Annotated in this window: 15 protein-coding genes and 1 pseudogene; 9 read left to right on the top strand and 7 right to left on the bottom strand. The window is 65.8% G+C overall.

Annotation, left to right across the window (positions count from 1 at the left end; translation table 11 throughout):
* From AC1D12_RS07955 to AC1D12_RS07925, 7 genes and pseudogenes are all read left to right on the top strand, one after another.
* Positions 1-277 (top strand): annotated as a pseudogene (locus AC1D12_RS07955) (hypothetical protein); the annotation flags it as partial.
* Between the two features lie 53 nt (positions 278-330).
* Positions 331-831 (top strand): hypothetical protein, encoded by a 501-nt coding sequence (locus AC1D12_RS07950; protein ID WP_477839814.1) that lies wholly within the window; start codon positions 331-333, stop codon positions 829-831.
* The gene (locus tag AC1D12_RS07945) at positions 828-2,414 is read left to right on the top strand and encodes a patatin-like phospholipase family protein (protein WP_477839812.1); all 1,587 of its coding nucleotides are present in this window, start codon (positions 828-830) and stop codon (positions 2,412-2,414) included. Before AC1D12_RS07950 ends, AC1D12_RS07945 begins: the two co-directional genes overlap by 4 nt.
* A gap of 5 nt (positions 2,415-2,419) precedes the next feature.
* Positions 2,420-3,193 carry a DUF5984 family protein gene (locus tag AC1D12_RS07940; RefSeq protein ID WP_477839810.1) on the top strand — a complete coding sequence of 258 codons (774 nt, stop codon included), beginning with the start codon at positions 2,420-2,422 and terminating at the stop codon, positions 3,191-3,193.
* Positions 3,194-3,208: 15 nt separating this feature from the next.
* On the top strand, positions 3,209-3,532 hold the full coding sequence (locus AC1D12_RS07935) for a KH domain-containing protein (protein ID WP_477828578.1): 324 nt from the start codon (positions 3,209-3,211) through the stop codon (positions 3,530-3,532).
* Entirely contained in the window at positions 3,529-3,984 is a 456-nt protein-coding gene (locus AC1D12_RS07930; RefSeq protein ID WP_477839808.1) for a hypothetical protein, read from the top strand. The genes AC1D12_RS07935 and AC1D12_RS07930 overlap by 4 nt, the downstream gene beginning before the upstream one ends.
* Positions 3,981-4,505: a hypothetical protein gene (locus AC1D12_RS07925; RefSeq protein WP_477839806.1), complete on the top strand. Its 525-nt coding sequence runs from the start codon at positions 3,981-3,983 to the stop codon at positions 4,503-4,505. The genes AC1D12_RS07930 and AC1D12_RS07925 overlap by 4 nt, the downstream gene beginning before the upstream one ends.
* 27 nt (positions 4,506-4,532) lie before the next feature.
* Here the strand turns inward: AC1D12_RS07925 and AC1D12_RS07920 are convergent, their stop codons facing one another.
* Positions 4,533-5,570, bottom strand: coding sequence for an SDR family oxidoreductase (locus tag AC1D12_RS07920; RefSeq protein ID WP_477839804.1), 1,038 nt, complete (start codon positions 5,568-5,570; stop codon positions 4,533-4,535).
* A 34-nt stretch (positions 5,571-5,604) separates the two neighbouring features.
* Here AC1D12_RS07920 and AC1D12_RS07915 point away from each other — a divergent pair, with 34 nt between their 5' ends.
* Positions 5,605-6,582 carry an AraC family transcriptional regulator gene (locus tag AC1D12_RS07915; RefSeq protein ID WP_477839802.1) on the top strand — a complete coding sequence of 326 codons (978 nt, stop codon included), beginning with the start codon at positions 5,605-5,607 and terminating at the stop codon, positions 6,580-6,582.
* On the opposite strand, the gene AC1D12_RS07910 is transcribed toward AC1D12_RS07915, so the two are convergent.
* Together AC1D12_RS07910 and AC1D12_RS07905 are read right to left on the bottom strand one after the other, a co-directional pair.
* Positions 6,551-9,781 (bottom strand): glycoside hydrolase family 3 N-terminal domain-containing protein, encoded by a 3,231-nt coding sequence (locus AC1D12_RS07910; RefSeq protein WP_477839800.1) that lies wholly within the window; start codon positions 9,779-9,781, stop codon positions 6,551-6,553. The genes AC1D12_RS07915 and AC1D12_RS07910 overlap by 32 nt on opposite strands.
* A 113-nt stretch (positions 9,782-9,894) precedes the next feature.
* On the bottom strand, positions 9,895-10,818 hold the full coding sequence (locus tag AC1D12_RS07905) for an alpha/beta fold hydrolase (RefSeq protein ID WP_477839798.1): 924 nt from the start codon (positions 10,816-10,818) through the stop codon (positions 9,895-9,897).
* 113 nt (positions 10,819-10,931) lie between these two features.
* Between AC1D12_RS07905 and AC1D12_RS07900 the strand changes: the two genes are divergently transcribed.
* Entirely contained in the window at positions 10,932-11,855 is a 924-nt protein-coding gene (locus tag AC1D12_RS07900) for a LysR family transcriptional regulator (protein WP_477827896.1), read from the top strand.
* Between the two features lie 19 nt (positions 11,856-11,874).
* Here the strand turns inward: AC1D12_RS07900 and AC1D12_RS07895 are convergent, their stop codons facing one another.
* From AC1D12_RS07895 to AC1D12_RS07880, 4 genes are all read right to left on the bottom strand, one after another.
* Positions 11,875-12,126, bottom strand: a complete 252-nt coding sequence (locus AC1D12_RS07895; RefSeq protein ID WP_477827897.1) for a hypothetical protein — start codon at positions 12,124-12,126, stop codon at positions 11,875-11,877.
* 155 nt (positions 12,127-12,281) lie between these two features.
* Positions 12,282-13,886, bottom strand: a complete 1,605-nt coding sequence (locus tag AC1D12_RS07890) for a protein kinase domain-containing protein (protein ID WP_477839796.1) — start codon at positions 13,884-13,886, stop codon at positions 12,282-12,284.
* Between the two features lie 172 nt (positions 13,887-14,058).
* Positions 14,059-14,451, bottom strand: coding sequence for a DUF2177 family protein (locus tag AC1D12_RS07885; RefSeq protein WP_477839794.1), 393 nt, complete (start codon positions 14,449-14,451; stop codon positions 14,059-14,061).
* A 45-nt stretch (positions 14,452-14,496) separates the two neighbouring features.
* On the bottom strand, positions 14,497-16,046 hold a 1,550-nt coding region (locus AC1D12_RS07880; protein WP_477839792.1), incomplete at its 5' end, for an HDOD domain-containing protein.

Raw genomic sequence — 16,046 nt, 5'->3', positions numbered from 1 at the left:
GTCCTACTTACATTTTCCGGCGTGGGTCGAGATCTGTCGGGCGAAGCAAGGCACCCAGGTTCCAGACGAGCTGTCTGAGTCGTACTTCAACGCTCTGAGTCGCCTTCCAGCGCTCGCAGCCGAAGCCTCTGCAAAGTCATGGAATCTTGGCTTCCTGGCATGCACCCTCGCGGCCTCCGCCGCTGCGAAGGGTCAGCACGCAGTTGCAGAGGCCATACTGGAAATGGCTGAGGAAGGCACTGYGGAAGACTTCCTTGAGTGGAGGAGCGATCAGTGACGCCATCTTCTTCCATCAAATGGAACATCAAAGATGAGTGGCGGGACTTCTGAATGGCACGCGCRATTCTTGTCGGACTGCTGATGCTTCCGGCAGCTGCCCTCTCATCCAACGAACTCGTCTCCACCCTCGAGCAACGCCTGCGAACCGACGGCGTCGAAGGCGTCAACGCCTACCTGGGCAAGCAATCGTCCGCGCTGGCCGACCTGAACCAACGGACCGCCGACTGCGACACGCAGGCCATCGGCCTCACGGTCAAGCTGAGTCGCGGCAAGAACTCGAAGACAACCGAGGCGCACAGAGAAGCACTTCGCAGCGCAGTCGGCACCTGCACCGAGAACGTCCTGTCGCTGCTCTCGCTGAACGAAGTCCCGAAGATCTGTGCTTCCGTGTCGGCCTGGACGGTGACCCAGACGGCCCGGGAACTGYGGCGCCGGATGCGAGCCATCGACACGGATGAAGCGCTCCGCTCGACCGAGCGCGGCAAGGCCTGTGGCGCCGCCTATCGCTTCGAATTCGAGAACACCCGAGTCGGCCTCAGAGTCAAGTCATGACCTTCTCCAGCATTCCCCACCCCACCACCGACACCGCTGCGGCGGATGACGGGCAGATCCACCAGCTCTCGCTCTCGGGCGGGGGGTTTCGCGCCGCCTTCTATCACCTGGGTGCACTGCACGCATTGGCAGCCCAAGGGCGCCTGCGCGAACTGAAGATGCTGGTGACCATCTCGGGCGGATCGATCGCCGCGGGCTTCTTCCTGCAGGAATGGCTGGCCGAGGCACGGCACGGGCCGGTGCGCGACGATGYGCTGGCGCAGTGCGCGCTGCGTGCACACCTGGCTCTCTTTCGCAAGAGCCGCCACAACCCCCGGCTGCGCGTGATGGCGTCGATTCGCGCGCTGAGCAGCGGGCTGGTGCGCAACGAGTTCGGCTTCTCGGACGCGATGTCACGCATCAATCGCCGCTGGCTGCGCCGCCTGCATCGAGCGGCCGCGGCGGATGTGTGGCCCACCGAGCTGCCGGAGTGGCGCATCGCCTGCTCCGACTACGCCCAGGGCAACCGCTGCGTGGTGCTGCTGGGCGACCGGCGCCTGCCGCGCCAGCCCGATGCCAGCTACCTGACGATGAACGACCTGCCGGTCGCGCGCGCCATCGCGGCGTCGAGCGCGGTGCCCGGGGTGTTCGAACCCATCCGCTGCGGCAGGCATCACCTGGGCGACGGCGGCGTCCTCGACAACCACGGCCTGCGCGAATTCGACCCGGCGCTCGGCCATGCCACCTGCATCGACGCCTCCGCGCCGGCCTGGCCGATGCGCCCGATCGACGGCTGGGCCACGCCGATGCGCGCGATGGACCTGATGATGGAGCAGACGCGCGGCGACGTCCTGCGCGCACGCAACTGCACGCTGATCTCGCTGCGCGACCCGGTGCCCCAGCCGAGCGGCCTGGACTGGTGGCCGCACCTTCGCGCACTGCGCACCGACCTCGACGACTTCGCGGCCACCGAAGCCCACCTGCTGTTCCTCGCGGGCCACCAGAGCGCGACGGGCCGGGCCGACATCCCCACCGACTGCCCGCCGGACATGACGGCCCTGTGGGGCGCGATGAGCCGGGCAGCGCTGCCTGAGCTGCCCGCCGGCGAAGCCCAGCAGCTCGGCGATGCCCGCGCCGCCTGCATGGACGACCTGGAGCGCGGCCAGCACGTGCTGTTCGCGGGCATGCAGAAGCGCTCGGCGGCCTCGGTGATGGTGTCGATCGGGTCGCTGCTGATGCTCGCGATGACGGTGGTGACCGTGATCGTGCTGGCTCGCGTCGTCTGGGGTTTCGGCATCGGCCACATTCCGCTGCCGGCCCGGCCGCTCTCGACGCGCGCACTGCTGTTCCTGGGCTGGCTGGTGGGTGCCGCGTGGCTGTGGCAGTTCCACGCGCCACGGGCCGGCGCGCTGTTCTACAACATGCGCCAATGGTTCGGCGTGCTGGCCGGCCCGATCCTGCTGCCGGCGCTGGCGACGGTGTCGATCGCGTTGCGCCTGAAGGTGGCCGCGTTCTCGAACCGTAGCCTCACGGCCTGGGCGCGCACCGCGCTGCTGCGCCACGAGCGCCGGCGGCAGCTTGCGGCCAATCGCACGGGCGGGTGATCGCCATGCTGTTCAACTTCACGTTGCTGCCCCTCGAGACAATCAAGCCATGGGGCAGCGCAGGCATGCTGGATCTTCATTGGTTCGGGTTGACCGATGGTCACTACTGGATCGAAGTCGGAGCTTCCAAGCTGCTCGAGTACAGCCTCTCGGCGCAGGAGCCAGGGCTGTCACGCTTCTGCGAGTATCAGGTTGCACGGCTGTACGAAGATGTCGTGGAGATGGCAGCCCGCGCGCTCGAACCCGTCCCAGCAGACTTGATCCCGCACATTGCCGGCGAGGGCCGCAAGCGGACGCTGAAACGAATGTCGGCTTGGTGCGACAAGAACGCCGAGCGCGACGACAACGACGACTGGTCGACAGTCGACGCGGCATGTACCTGGATCGGCCAGCGCCAACTCGACACGGCCTACCTGTCGCCATCCGCGGACATCGTGTTGTGGTCGGACGAGTCGATGGTTCACATCGAATGGGATCACCGGGACAAGCTCATCGAAGGTTCCCCCGCCTGGTCCGCGCCGTTCGGCAGCTACAGCCTGACTCGTTCGGATTTCTTGGCAGAGTGCCTCTCGCTCCATGAGCGACTCATGACCGCGATGTCGGAGCGGGTCGAGCGTACGGTGTCGGGCGCGTTCTCACCCGAGGTTCACATCGATGCCGAAGGGCTGTTGCGGGAGCACGAGCAGCGGTGTCGCCTGTCCAAGCCGGACCTTGTTCGGCTGCCAGCATCGACCGATTGGCCGGCCGTTCGCCATGCGCTGGGACAGATCAGCGTTTGAGGGTGCCAAGACATCGTGCCCTACTACCGCGTCTTGCTCCATGGAACCCGGATTCAGGTTCCCGGCCCCGATGCCTCCGATCCGCCCATAGTCGGCTTCTACGCGACCCGCATCGTTCGCGGGGTGTCGGAACAGGATGCCGTTCAGCAGGCCAAGGCGCGTGTCAGCGCCGAATGGTCAACCCCGGCATACGCCGGAACCAACCTCGGTGACCTGCCCATGCTCGACGTCGAATGGGTCCGGCGGACCACATTCCTTGACAGCCTGATGTTTTCAAACAAGGGGCACGTGTTCTACGCCGCTGACGAAGACTTGCCGGACGAAGATTCCGAATCATGAACAACCTCCGCATCCACCACGAACCGCCGTCTCACGGATGGTTGCCGCTACGCCTTGCCGTCGGCAACAGGACCATCGAGATCGACGCGTCCGACGTTCCCAACAACCCGATTCAAGACCTGATCGAAGCGCTGGGCCGGGCGGCCTCCGGCTCGGAGGCTTGCGTTTGGTGGCACCTTGAACCCGACGGCTACTTCATGCACTTCAAGCCCATCGGGTCGACGGTGATGCTCGACCTGGAGTTCGCCCCCGACAGCGCGCGCAGCCAGGCGTCGTCCGTCCTCTCCCTGCTAGGAGATCCGGCGGAGGTCCTCCTGCCGTTCTGGCGCTTCATCCGAGCGTTCCAGTCGCACGCGTACAAGACACCGCACTGGCCCGAGGTCAACTACGACCAGCTCATCGCCATCAGGCAACGAATCGGCGGGCCAGCGAGGGACGATTCCGGAAAATGACCCTGACCTCCAGACAGAAAGTCCAGCGCTTCCTGGACACGATCGCCAGCAACTCGTTCGAGGACCTCGACGCGCTCGTTCAAGCACTCGTGTCGCAAAACATCAGCGCCGAAGACGCCGAGTGCCTGATCGCCTTCGTGCCGATGGCATTCGCGCAGGTTCTGCTCTCGCCGCAGGGCGTCAAGTTCCAGGGTGCCTTCCTGGTCCGGGACTTCGAGACGAAAGTGTCCGCCAAGGGGCTGCTCAGCAACGAGCCCCTCTACGTCGCCGCCGATGAGCTTGCAAAGGAGATGGCGCAGGGGGATGACGCCGGCAGGAGACGCCTGGAGGCGGTCGCGTCGACAAGTGCGGAGTATTCCGCGGCGATGCAGTTGGCCGGCGACCCTCGCGACCTGCGAGGCATCGTTCTGACGGAAGCGGTTCTCATGCGAGTTCCACTGACTCATCTCCCGCCAGCGCCGCCAAAGGGTCTGCGGCGGCTCTGGACAGCCATCACCAGCATCCCTTTCGGTGTTCGGTGAACGGCCCCCTCCTCCAGCCGACCGCCATCACGCGCGCACCAACCCCAGCCGCACCAGGCTCTCCGCCGCCGCCACGATCGCCTCCTCGCTCGAGCGCGGCGACCAGCCCAGCACGCGCCGCGCCTTCTCGCCCGTCGCGTTCAAGTTCAGGCCGAGCAGCGGCACGATGCCCCCCATCGCCGGATTGCGCCGTGCCAGCAGCCGCACGAACCAGTTGGGCAGCGCCCGTGTCGACACCCTGCCGGCTGCCACGCCCATGCGGCGCCGCAGCACCTTCGCGATCTCCACCAGCCACAGGCTCTCGCCGGCGGTCGCGATGAAGCGTTCGCCCGCGGCGGCAGGGTTCGTCATCGCACGCACATGCAGGTCCGCCACGTCGCGCACGTCGACGATGCCGGTGTTGACCTTCGGCGAACCCGGCTGACCGTCCAGCAGGCGCTTGACCAGCTGGATGGAGTGCGAGGTGTCCGCACCCAAGGCCGGGCCGAGCACCGCCACCGGATTGACGGCGGACAGTTCCAGCCCGCGCCCTTCCCTCGCGACGAAATCCCACGCCGCGCGCTCCGCGAGCGTCTTCGACTTCTGGTACGGCCACACATGGCCCGACAGGTCGGTCCAGTCGGTCTCGTCGAACGGCCGCGTCATCGGCCCGTGGCCGATGCCCACCGCACCGAAGGCCGAGGTCAGYACCACGCGCCGCACGCCGGCATCGCGCGCAGCCCGCAGCACGCGCAGGTTGCCGTCGACCGCGGGCACGATCCAGTCCTCTTCGCGGACCTGATCGCCCGACGGCGTGGGTGACGCACCGTGCAGCACGTAGCGGCATCCGGCGGCGGCCTGTGCCCACCCCGCGTCAGCCGTCAGGTCGGCCTCGACGAACACGAGGCGATCCCCCGGCTCAGCGCCACCGGCGCGCAGGTTGGCACGCACCTCCGCCTCGCGTTCCCGCGAGCGCACGGTGGTGCGCACGCGGTGGCCGCGCGCCAGCAGCGCGAGGATGCAGTGCTGCGCGATGAAGCCGGTGCCACCGGTCACGAGGACAAGTTCTTCGTTGAATTGATTCATGCCGAGACGATAGGACGCCGCAGCCGGACTGTGAATGCTTGAACGTTCGCAATACTTGCGCGACAGTACGCAAATGCAGACCGATCCGTTCTCCGACATCCTCAAGTACACGCGCGCGGAATCGCTCGTCACCGGGGGATTCACCGCCGGCGGCGCCTGGGCGATCCGGTTTCCGGCGCCGGAGAAGATCAAGTTCTTCGCGATCGTCAAAGGCAGTTGCTGGGTTCGCATCGACGGCGAGCCCGAGCCGATCCGCTTCGACACCGGCGATGTCGGCCTGTTGGCGGCGCGCCGCTCCTTCGTGCTGGCCAGCGCACCCGACGTGACGCCCGTCGATGCGATGGCGCTGTTCTCGGGCTCGGCCCGTGCGACGGCGGCGGTCGGCAGCGGCGAGGACTTCGCGCACATCGGCGGCCACGTGCTGCTCGACCCCACCAGCGGGCGGCTGCTGGCCGACGTGCTGCCGCCGTGGATCCACATCCAGGCGGCCTCGCCGCAGGCAGCGATCTTCCGCTGGGTGCTGGCCCAGCTCGTCGAGGAACAGGCCACCGGGCTGCCGGGGTCGCAGCTCGCCTCGGCGCAACTCGCACAGCTGTTGTTCATCCAGATCCTGCGCGCGCACCTGCAGACCRCCGGCCCGATGCCCGCCGGCTGGCTGCGCGCGCTGGGCGACCCACGCCTCGCCCCCGCGCTGCGGCTGATGCACGGCGAGCCGGCGCGCGCCTGGCACCTGGACGAACTCGCGAAGGCGTGTGCGATGTCGCGCACGACCTTCGCGCTGCACTTCCGCACGGTCGCGGGCGTCGCACCGCTGACCTACCTCACCGACTGGCGGATGCGCCTCGCCGAACGCGCGCTGCGCACCGAAGCCACGCCGGTGGCGGTGATCGCGCGCGCGCTCGGCTACACCTCCGAGAGCGCCTTCAGCAACGCCTTCAAGCGCATCAGCGGGCAGTCGCCCCGGGCGTGGCGCCAGGGCGTCACTGCACCAGCTTCACGTTCCGCACCTTGAAGCTCACCCCCTGCTGGTCGTCCCACACCGGGAAGATCCCGAACGGCACGGTGATGTTGTCGAGCGTGAAACACGGTGCGTTCTTCACCGCAGTCACGTCCGCCACGTTCAGCGTGACCGCGTGGAAGGCGCCGTCGGCCGGCGGCTTCATCGCATCGGGGATCACGTAGTCGACGTTGCGGCAGCCATCGCCCGGGCTCTCCATCTTGATCGCGAGGCCCTTGGTGTTGGTGCCCCAGCTGCTGACCGCCAGCTCGAACTGCAGCGTGCCGCCCGCATAGCCGCTCAGGTTCAACCCGCTGCCGGTGAAGTAGAACGTGCCGTTGCCGCCGTCGGCCGCGAACTGCAGGTCGGCCTCGCCGTTCGCCACCGTGGCCACCACGTGCGTCGGCGTCGAGGTGTACATGCCCGTCGCCAGGCCGCTGAGCAGGCCGTCGGCTCCCAGCAGCGTCGCGCTCGGGCCCGGCAGCGGCTYGATGGCGGGCGGCGGCGGTGGTGCCAGCTCGGCACAGGCATGGGTGTCGGCATCGCCGCTCGCGTTCACCAGCCAGCGGATGTTCGCGAAGCTCGCGCTGAACGGCTTGTCGGTCTGCACCAGGAAGGCGGTGTCGATCGCCGAGAAGTCAGCGCCGGCCTCCGCGAAGCACGACAGCGGGATCTTCACCGTGGCCTTCGTGCCCAGCGGCAGCGCCTTGAGCACCGCGGTGCCGTCCAGTTCGCCGCGGCACGGGTAGCCGCAGTCGATGCGGATCTTCACGCTGCCTTGCGGCGCCTGGTCGACCACGATGTCGAACGCGAGCACCGCCTTCGCATCCGGGTGCACGTAGCTCTCCAGGTTCTGCGGGTTGCGCACGCTGGTGCTGGCCGGGTCCGACGCGATCGCCTTGAACTCGCCCAGGCCGGTCCAGGTGAGCTTCTTGCCGTCCTGCTGCACGTTGACCTGTGCGGTCTGCAGCGTCAGCGTGCCGTCCTGCGTGACGATGGTCGCGTTCAGGTCGGCGCCCACCGGGATCATCCAGTTCGGCGATGAGCCGATGAACAGCGGGAAGGTCGGGTTCTCGACGAGGTTGAACACCTCCAGCGGCTCGGTCGCTGCCGGGCCGGTGTTCGCGCTCTGGCCGCAGCCGAGCGTCGGCGTGGTCTCGTCCAGCGTGTTGCCCAGCGCCGCGCCGGCCGCCGCGTAGCCCAGGCCGTAGCCGTAGGCGAACAGCGGCGCATACGTGGCATCGCCGCGGTTCAGCACCGTCTGGCAGGCCTCCTTCGGCCACGAGAACGAGAGCCGGCCCTGGAAGTCGAAGTTCACCGTGCCGTCGGCCTTGCGGAACAGCACGTCGGCCACGCCCTTGCCCTCGGTGCCCGGCAGGAAGGCCGCGACAAAGGCATCGCTGCGGTTCAGCTCCTTGTTCACCCACAGCGGGCGGCCGCTCAGCAGCACCGTCACCACCGGCACGCCCTTGCCTTTCACCGCCTCCAGCACCGCGAGGTCGGCCGGGTAGCGCTTGGCATGCTCCAGCGTGCCGGCCTTGCCGATGTCACCGGCGCCTTCGGCATACGGCGTCTCGCCGATGACGGCGATCACGGCCTGGTAGTCGGCCACGTTGACGTTGGCCGCGTCGACCGAGAAGGTGACGTTGCCGTCGCCCGCCGCCTCGCGGATGCCGGCCAGCACGGTGTCGCCGTTCGGGAAATCGGCATTCGTGTTCGACGTGCCCTGCCAGGTCAGCGACCAGCCACCGGTCTGGTTCGACATGCTGTCGGCACTGCGCCCGACCACCAGCAGCTTCTCGCCGCGCTGGAGCGGCAGCACGCCGCCATCGTTCTTCAGCAGCACCAGCGATTTGCGCACCGCCTCGCGGGCCAGCTCGCGGTGCTGCAGCGCGGCCGGGTCGCCGGCACCGGTGCGCAGCGAAGGCTTGGTCGAGACCGTCGCACCGCCCTCGAGCTTCATCAGCCCGGAGCGCAGCTTCACGCGCAGGATGCGGGTCACCGCATCGTCGATGCGCGCCATCGGGATCTCGCCGGCGTTCACCGAGGCGATGGTGTTGGCTATGAAGGCCTTCCAGTCGTCCGGCACCATGATCAGGTCCATGCCGGCGTTGATGGACGGCGGGCACGACGAATTGGTGCACGACTTCACCGCACCGGTCGCGTCGGTGTACTTCACCTGGCCGATGCCGTTCCAGTCGGAGACGACCAGCCCGTCGAAGCCCATCTTCGTCTTCAGCACGTCGGTCAGCAGGTACTTGTTGCCGTGCAACTTGGCGTTCGCGAAGTCGAGCGCGAGGCCGTCTTTCGTGCTGCCCTGGAAGGTCCAGCTGTTGAACGAGGCCATCACGGTCTGCGCACCCGCTGCCAGCGACGTGTAATAGCCGGCACCGTGGATGTTGATCATCTCCGCGAGCGTGGCCTTGTTCTCGCCCTGGTCCTTGCCCAGGTCGGTGCCACCATCGCCCATGAAGTGCTTGGCCGTGGCCACCACGGTGGGCCGGCCCGAGGCGGCGAAGCGGCCCTGCAGCCCGGTGGTGTAGCGCCCGCCGTAGCTGGCGACGATGGCCGGGTCTTCCGAGAAGCCTTCGTAGGTGCGGCCCCAGCGGTCGTCGCGCACCACCGCGAGCGTCGGCGCGAAGGTCCAGTCGATGCCGGTGGAATGCACCTGCATCGCGACGGCTTCGCCGATGCGCTCGATCAGCGCGGGATCGTTCGCGGCGCCCAGGCCGATGTTCTGCGGAAACAGCGTGGCGCCGTAGACATTGCCATGGCCGTGCACGGCGTCGGTGCCCCAGATCACCGGGATCTTGACGGCCAGGTCGGTGTCCATCGACGCCTGCCAGTAGGCATCGGCCAGTGCGAGCCAGTCGGCCACGGCGGCGTTCTTCTTGTTGCCGGGCCAGGCGCCGCCGCCGTTCAGCACCGAGCCGATGTAGTACTGCCGCACCTGGTCGGGCGTGATGCTGCGGATGTCGGGCTGCGTCATCTGGCCGACCTTCTGCGCCAGCGTCATGGTCGCGACGAGGCCCTGGATCTGCGCTTCCTGCGAGGCGTCCTGCGGGATCGAGCTCTGGATCGCAGGCCAGTCGTCCAGCGGCTGGTTCTCGGGAGGAGACGGCGGCGGTGCGGGCGGTGCGTCGTCATCACCACCACCGCAACCGCCCAGGCCGAGCGTGAGCGCCGTCAGCCCCATCGTGAGCCACCGTTTCATCGTGTCGTCTCCTTGATATGTCTCTTGTAGGCATCGAATGGAACCGTTTCCATTTCGATGCTGCGCGGACTCTAGGAGATCTTGATGAATTATTTCACTAGGTTAAATACTCATTACTTGGCGAGGAAGCTCTTCACCAGCTGGCCGGTGGCCGCCGGGTTCTCTTCCATGATCCAGTGGCCCGAGTTGGGGACGATGCCTTCGGTCACGTCGTCGGCGCCGGCGCGCATCACGGTGGCCATCGTCAAGCCGAACGACTTCTCGCCGCCGAGTGCCAGCACGGGCATCTTCAGGCGGTTGCCGGCAAGGAAGGCGCGGTTGTCGACCGCGTCCTGGTCGAACGCCGCGAACTGCGCAAAGCCGGAATGCATCGCACCCGGGCGGGCATAGAGCGCGGCGTAGTGCTGGCGTGCCGCTTCGCTGAAGCGCGCGGGCGTGGCCGAGAACTCGTTCCAGAAGCGATCGAGGTAGATGCGTTCGCGGCCGGCGACCAGGCGCTCCATGTCCGGCCCGCCGAAGCGGAAGTGCCACAGCAGCGGGTTCTTCAGGATCTCTTCCCACGGCCCGACGCCGGGCACCGGTGCGTCGATCAGCACCAGGCGGCGCACCTGCTCGGGGTGCTGTGCGGCGAACTGGAAGGCGACCATGTTGCCGATGTCGTGCGCGACGACGTCGGCCTGCTGCACGCCGAAGGCCTGCAGCACGCCGCTCACGTCGCCGGCCTGGGTCTTCTTGTCGAAGCCGCCAGCCGGCTTGGACGACAGGCCGAGCCCGCGCAGGTCCGGCATGATCACCGTGTGATCACGTGCCAGGTCGATGGCGAGCGGCACCCACATGTCGCCGGTCTCGCCGTAGCCGTGCAGCAGCACCACCGCGGGGCCCTTGCCGCCGGAGCGGACGTGGATGGTCGCGCCGTTGGTCGTGACCTCGCGGGTCGAGAACGTGGGCGCCGGGTACTTGAGGGATTGAGCCGAAGCCGAGGCCGGCATGGCCAGCAGCGTCAGCGATGCCAGGGCAAGGGACATGAGGGTTCGCATGGAGATCTCCGTGGGTGAAGGGTGAACAGCTGTCGCCAGTGTCTTGAAATCAGCTTGAACCGACTAGCTGGAAACGGACGCAATCAGCTTCAACCATCGGTTTAAGATCGCGCATGACCTACCTGCAGCACCTGGTGTCGTTCGTCCACACGGCAGAGCACGGCAGCTTCTCGGCCGCGGCGCGGGTGCTGGGCCTGACGCCGGCGGGCGTCAGCAAGAACGTGGCGAAGCTCGAGGCCGATCTCGGCGCAAGGCTCTTTCAACGCAGCACGCGCCGGCTGGCGCTCACCGAAAGCGGCGAGCGCTTCCTGCAGCAGGTGAGCGACCCGCTGGCGTCGTTGCAGACCGCGATGGCGGGCGTGCAGCGCGGTGACGAGACGCCGGCCGGCACGCTGAAGGTCAGCATGGGGCTGGCATTCGGGCGGCGCTTCCTGGTGCCGCTGCTGGGAGAGTTCCTGGCGCGCTACCCGGCGGTGCTGCCGGACTGGCATTTCGACAACCGGCAGGTCGATCTGATCGGCGAGGGGTTCGACGCGGCGATCGGCGGCGGCTTCGAGCTGGCGCCGGGCGTCGTGGCGCGCGAGCTGGCGCCGGTGCACATCGTGGCGGTGGCGTCGCCGGACTACCTGAGCGGGCGGCCGATGCCGCGTACGCCGGAGGACCTGGCGGAGTTCGACGGGATCATGCGGCGGTCGTCACCGACGGGGCGCGTGCGGCCGTGGACGCTGCGCTCGAAACGCAACGCCGAGCAGGCGGTGCCCTGCAAGGCGCGGCTGATCTTCAGCGACCCCGAGGCGATCGCCGAGGCGGCGAAGCTCGGGCTCGGCGTCGCGCTGCTGCCGATGCCGTTCGCCTTCGCGCTCATCGCGAGCGGGGAACTGGTGCGGCTGCTGCCGGGCTGGTACAGCGACGCGGGGCCGCTGTCGCTGTACTACCCGAGCCGCAGCCTGCTGCCGGCGAAGACGCGGGTGTTCGTCGATTTCGTGATGGAGCGGTTCCGGGCGGCGGAGTTCGCGAAGCTGGTCGACGGGCGCTGACGCGCCGACCGTCAATCCGTCAACCGTGCGGGTCTTCGCTCTTCGAGCGCGACTTGCCGATCTCCTCGGCCTTCTGCATGTCCTGCTGCTCGCGCGGCGACTTCGGATGCGCGTTGCGCGCCGCCTCGTCGACCTTGCCGGACTTGACGAACTCGCGGGTCTTTTCGTCGTAGTGGCGGGCGGCTTCGTAGTCGCCTTCGCCCTGAACCTGGCTCAGGTCGGCCTGGGGTTGCTGCTTGCCCGGTTGAGTTGGCTTCTGCTGTTTGCTCATCGCGATCTCCTTACATGATGTGTCACAACCATAGGAATCGCTGCCGTTGATCGGCGCGGGGTTGGGGCTCGATGCAATGTCGGCGGGACGCGCTTCGCGTCGTAGGAATCCACCGACTTGCCCCGTTGCCAGCACCAATCGCTGACCGATTCAGTTCACGTCTTGCTGGCGGCTTTAACCACTGTCGCGAATCTATCAGCCAGCACTTTGGCCGTCGGACGCTTTGCGGGGTCATCCACGAAGCCGTCGCGAATCAAATTGATGATTGTCCGCTCCTCGCGGCTATCGAGCCATGAGCGTTGATTCCGCAACTTGAGTGGAGTAAGGAAGGAAGCCCTGTCCTTTGCTTTTTCGTCACAGCAAATATCCCATATCGAAGCTACCAGACCATGCACATCGCTCGCAGCCCCAATCGCCGGCAGCCCAGCCTTCTTAAGCACCCTATCCTTTATTCTCTTTCCTTGTACAGCTTCCAAATTCTCATACTTACCAAGCCTCTTCAACCCGCTCTCCCTCTCCTTGAGCTGATTAGCACGATCAGTTTTAGCCCTATTCTCCGGATCACTCCACACTGTGTAGTATTCCGGTGACATGTATTTCAAGCAGTCGCTGCGACCAGTATTTATAACTACACCGCTTCGGGCAGACATTCCGAAATCTGCCAACTTGACAACAGGCTCACCTTCACCATCCTCGTCGACATAGAAGTTGTCCGGTTTCAGATCCATATGCTTGTATCCCAGATCATGAAGCTGCTCGACGCCCAAGCACATTTGGTGAGCAATCTTATAGAGCTTTCTCTGACCATCCTGTCGTGAGACACGCCCGTCCTCCATACGCTGACGAAGCTTTTCAACGTACTCCGTGACCGTTCCCTTCCTTGCATAGTCAGAGATCAAAAAATATTGACCGGCAGCAGTGATGATTGACCCTCGGCAGCCAAGTATATTGGCTGAATTCCCATCCCCAACCTTCTTGCTAATAACCAACTCCGGAGAATCCGAAGAAACATCAAGGGGCYTCAGAACGATCGTATCGCCGTCCTCTGCAACGGCCTTTCTGATCAATCTCTTTTCTTTCCCGGCGACCTTGCCAATTGCCTGTTCGTCAAACTTGTATCGTTTCCCTTTGAATGTGACATGTGAAGCCGTGACATCACTGACAAAGTCCGGGAATTTTCCTGCTTGCGCTACCGCCCCTTGAAGAGGAATCAATATCTTCGTCGACCCTCCGATTTCTATCTTTTTCAGATCCCCCCAAGAAATTCCTCCATTGACGGCACTCCTGAGCGTCTTGCGCATTTGATCCGTGATGCCCCCATCTGGCTCATCCATGACCACAAATAGATCTCCGTCTTTCCCGACCTGCTGCATGACCTTCCATTCCGGTTTCCCCGAAATGAATCCACAAGGAGTATAGATTTCGGTCGGCGACCTCCACAGGACCCCGCCCTCTTCCATCTTCGACGCCCCATCAATGCATTGCGAGAGGATTTTTATAGAGTCCTTCCGCCCGACAGTTCCGACTCTTGCCTTTGGTTCAGCATAGAGATCCAAAGTGTTTAGGAACTTTTTGGCTTCGAGACTCACTCCGCCCTTTCCAAACAGAACAGACCGTCGTGAAACCTTGTACCCGGTTTCTGTCCGAACAAGATCAATACGCTCGTTGTCGTGGATACCACCCTTCAGCTTTTTCAGAGCCTTCTCTCGCGCAAGCCCAAAATCTTGCACATTGTCTTTTTTAAAGTGGACACCAAACATTACTACACCTCGAAGAGAATGAACCGCCGTCAATACGCTGTGTGACATCGGCCTCCACTCAGTTCCATTCGAGGTCATTTGTCCTCAGGATCTTCAATACCTCAATGACATTGCAATTATCTGTTGCAGGCGCACAATAATCCGTGTATATCCGGCAACGGCGGATGCCGAATCACTCTGTGCGACGCAAACTCCATCGCGCAGCACTCGCCGACAACACCCCCACCAACGTCCCCCAAGCGATATCAGCCACCGTGATCCCGACCGGCCACCCTTTCAGCGTCGCTAGGTTCGTCAGGTCATAGGTCGCGTAGCAGAGGAGCCCAAGCAGGCCACCCAGCCGCGCCGCATGCCACGCATCCCGCGCCGGCATCGCCGCGAACACCACCACGCCGATCGGGAACRGCAGGTAGAACACCGCCGCCGCGGCGACGTTGACCTGCTCTGCCATCAGATGCCCGATGCCAGCGCGGTACCAGTCGATCGCGATGAACCCCAGCCACAAGCCGTCGAGCGCCAGCAGCACGATGAGCGCTGCCGCATAAGAAACCACGTAGATACGCATGCGGCCGATGCTACGCCGCACCCGCCCAGCCCCTCGCCGTGACGCTCAGCGCGACTGCTTGAACGCCATCACCGCCTGGTTGCGCAGCGTGCGCAGCAGCGAGAGCTCCCGCTCCCCCAGGTCGATGCCGCCGGGCTGTGCCTTGTCGGCATAGATCAGCGCGAACGGCGCGCCCTTCATCAGCAGCGGCAGCAGCAGGAAGGCCGGCGCATTCACCTGCTGCCGGTACCACGCCGGCAGCCGCGCCGCGATGTTCGGCACCGTCGCATCCGAGATCAGCGTGTCGGCCCCCTTCAGGCACACTGCGCTGAACAGGTCGGGCGCGGTGCCCGGTGCCGGCTTCAGCGCCACCTTGAACTGCTTGCACGCGCCGTCCACGTCCTCGCCCATGCCGAAGCGGCCGGTCAGCATCTCGGTCTTCGGATCGCGCAGGCAGAACACGATGCGCCGGAACCCGAGCGCACGCAGCATCGTCTCCAGGATCATCCGCAACACGTCGTTGAGCTTGAAGTCCTCGACCATCGTGTTCGTGATGTCCTGGATCCCCGCACCCAGCATCGCCGCCGCCGCGTCCTGGTCGAACGGCTTCTGCTCCGGCACCGTCACGTCGATCGCGATCGTCGCCTGCAGCTCGTGCCCCGCCAGGCTGTCAGCATCGCTGACGATGGTCTTCGCGGTGCCGTTGCCGCCCGGCTGCTCCAGCAGGCGCCGCACCGGCGAGCCCGGCTGCACGCTCAGGCTCATCGCCTGCGCCAGCCCGGCCAGCCGCTGCTGCGCCAGCAGCGCCGCGGCCTGCATGTCGCGCGGGCTGATCTCGAGCACGCGTGCATAGCGCTGCGCCACCGCCGCGATCGCGCTGCTCGCGCGGCCCGGCTCGGCCTGCATCATCGCGTCGGTCACCTCGTTGGCCGCCATCGCGATCCAGCGCAACCGGTCGGCCTTCTCGCACGGCCGCGTCGGGAAATCGCCCACCGGCCGGCGCATGCAGCGCTGCAGGCTCTCGGGGAATCCCCAGGCCTTCGCGATGCCCAGCCCCAGCTCCTCGAAGCTCAAGCCCAGCACGCTGATCGACGCCGCATGCTCGCCCATCGTCGAGCCGCCCACGCCCTTGCTGCCGGTCAGCTTRCGCACCTGGCGCGCCTCGTCCGGGAAATAGAACTCCGTCAGCAACCGGCCCAGGTTCTGGAACATCGCGCCGATGAAGGCCTCCTCGCCCTCCTTCGACCCCGRCAGCAGTTCGTTGGCCAGCGAGCCGGCCATCAGCGAACGCAGGAACTCCTCCTTCAGCTGGTTCGCATGCCCCTTGTCGTGCATGTGCTCCAGCAGCACCAGGCTGAGCGCGATGTTGCGGATGCCGGCAAAGCCGATCAGCGCCACCGCGCGCGACACCGTGCTGATGCTGCCGCCGCCCGACTGCGCGTAGTGCGCGGTGTTCACCAGCCGCAGCAGCTTGTTGGTCAGCGCGACATCCTTCAGGATCTCGCTTGACAGGCTGGCCAGGCTCTCGGTCTCCGAGTTCGCGACGCGCTGGATGCGCACCACCGAATCCGACATCGCCGGGAAATCGCTCTTGTGCCGCATGCGCCGCAGCAGGA

Source organism: Rhizobacter sp. P1_G5, assembly GCF_056405435.1.
This window is presented reverse-complemented; position numbering and strand designations above follow the sequence as displayed.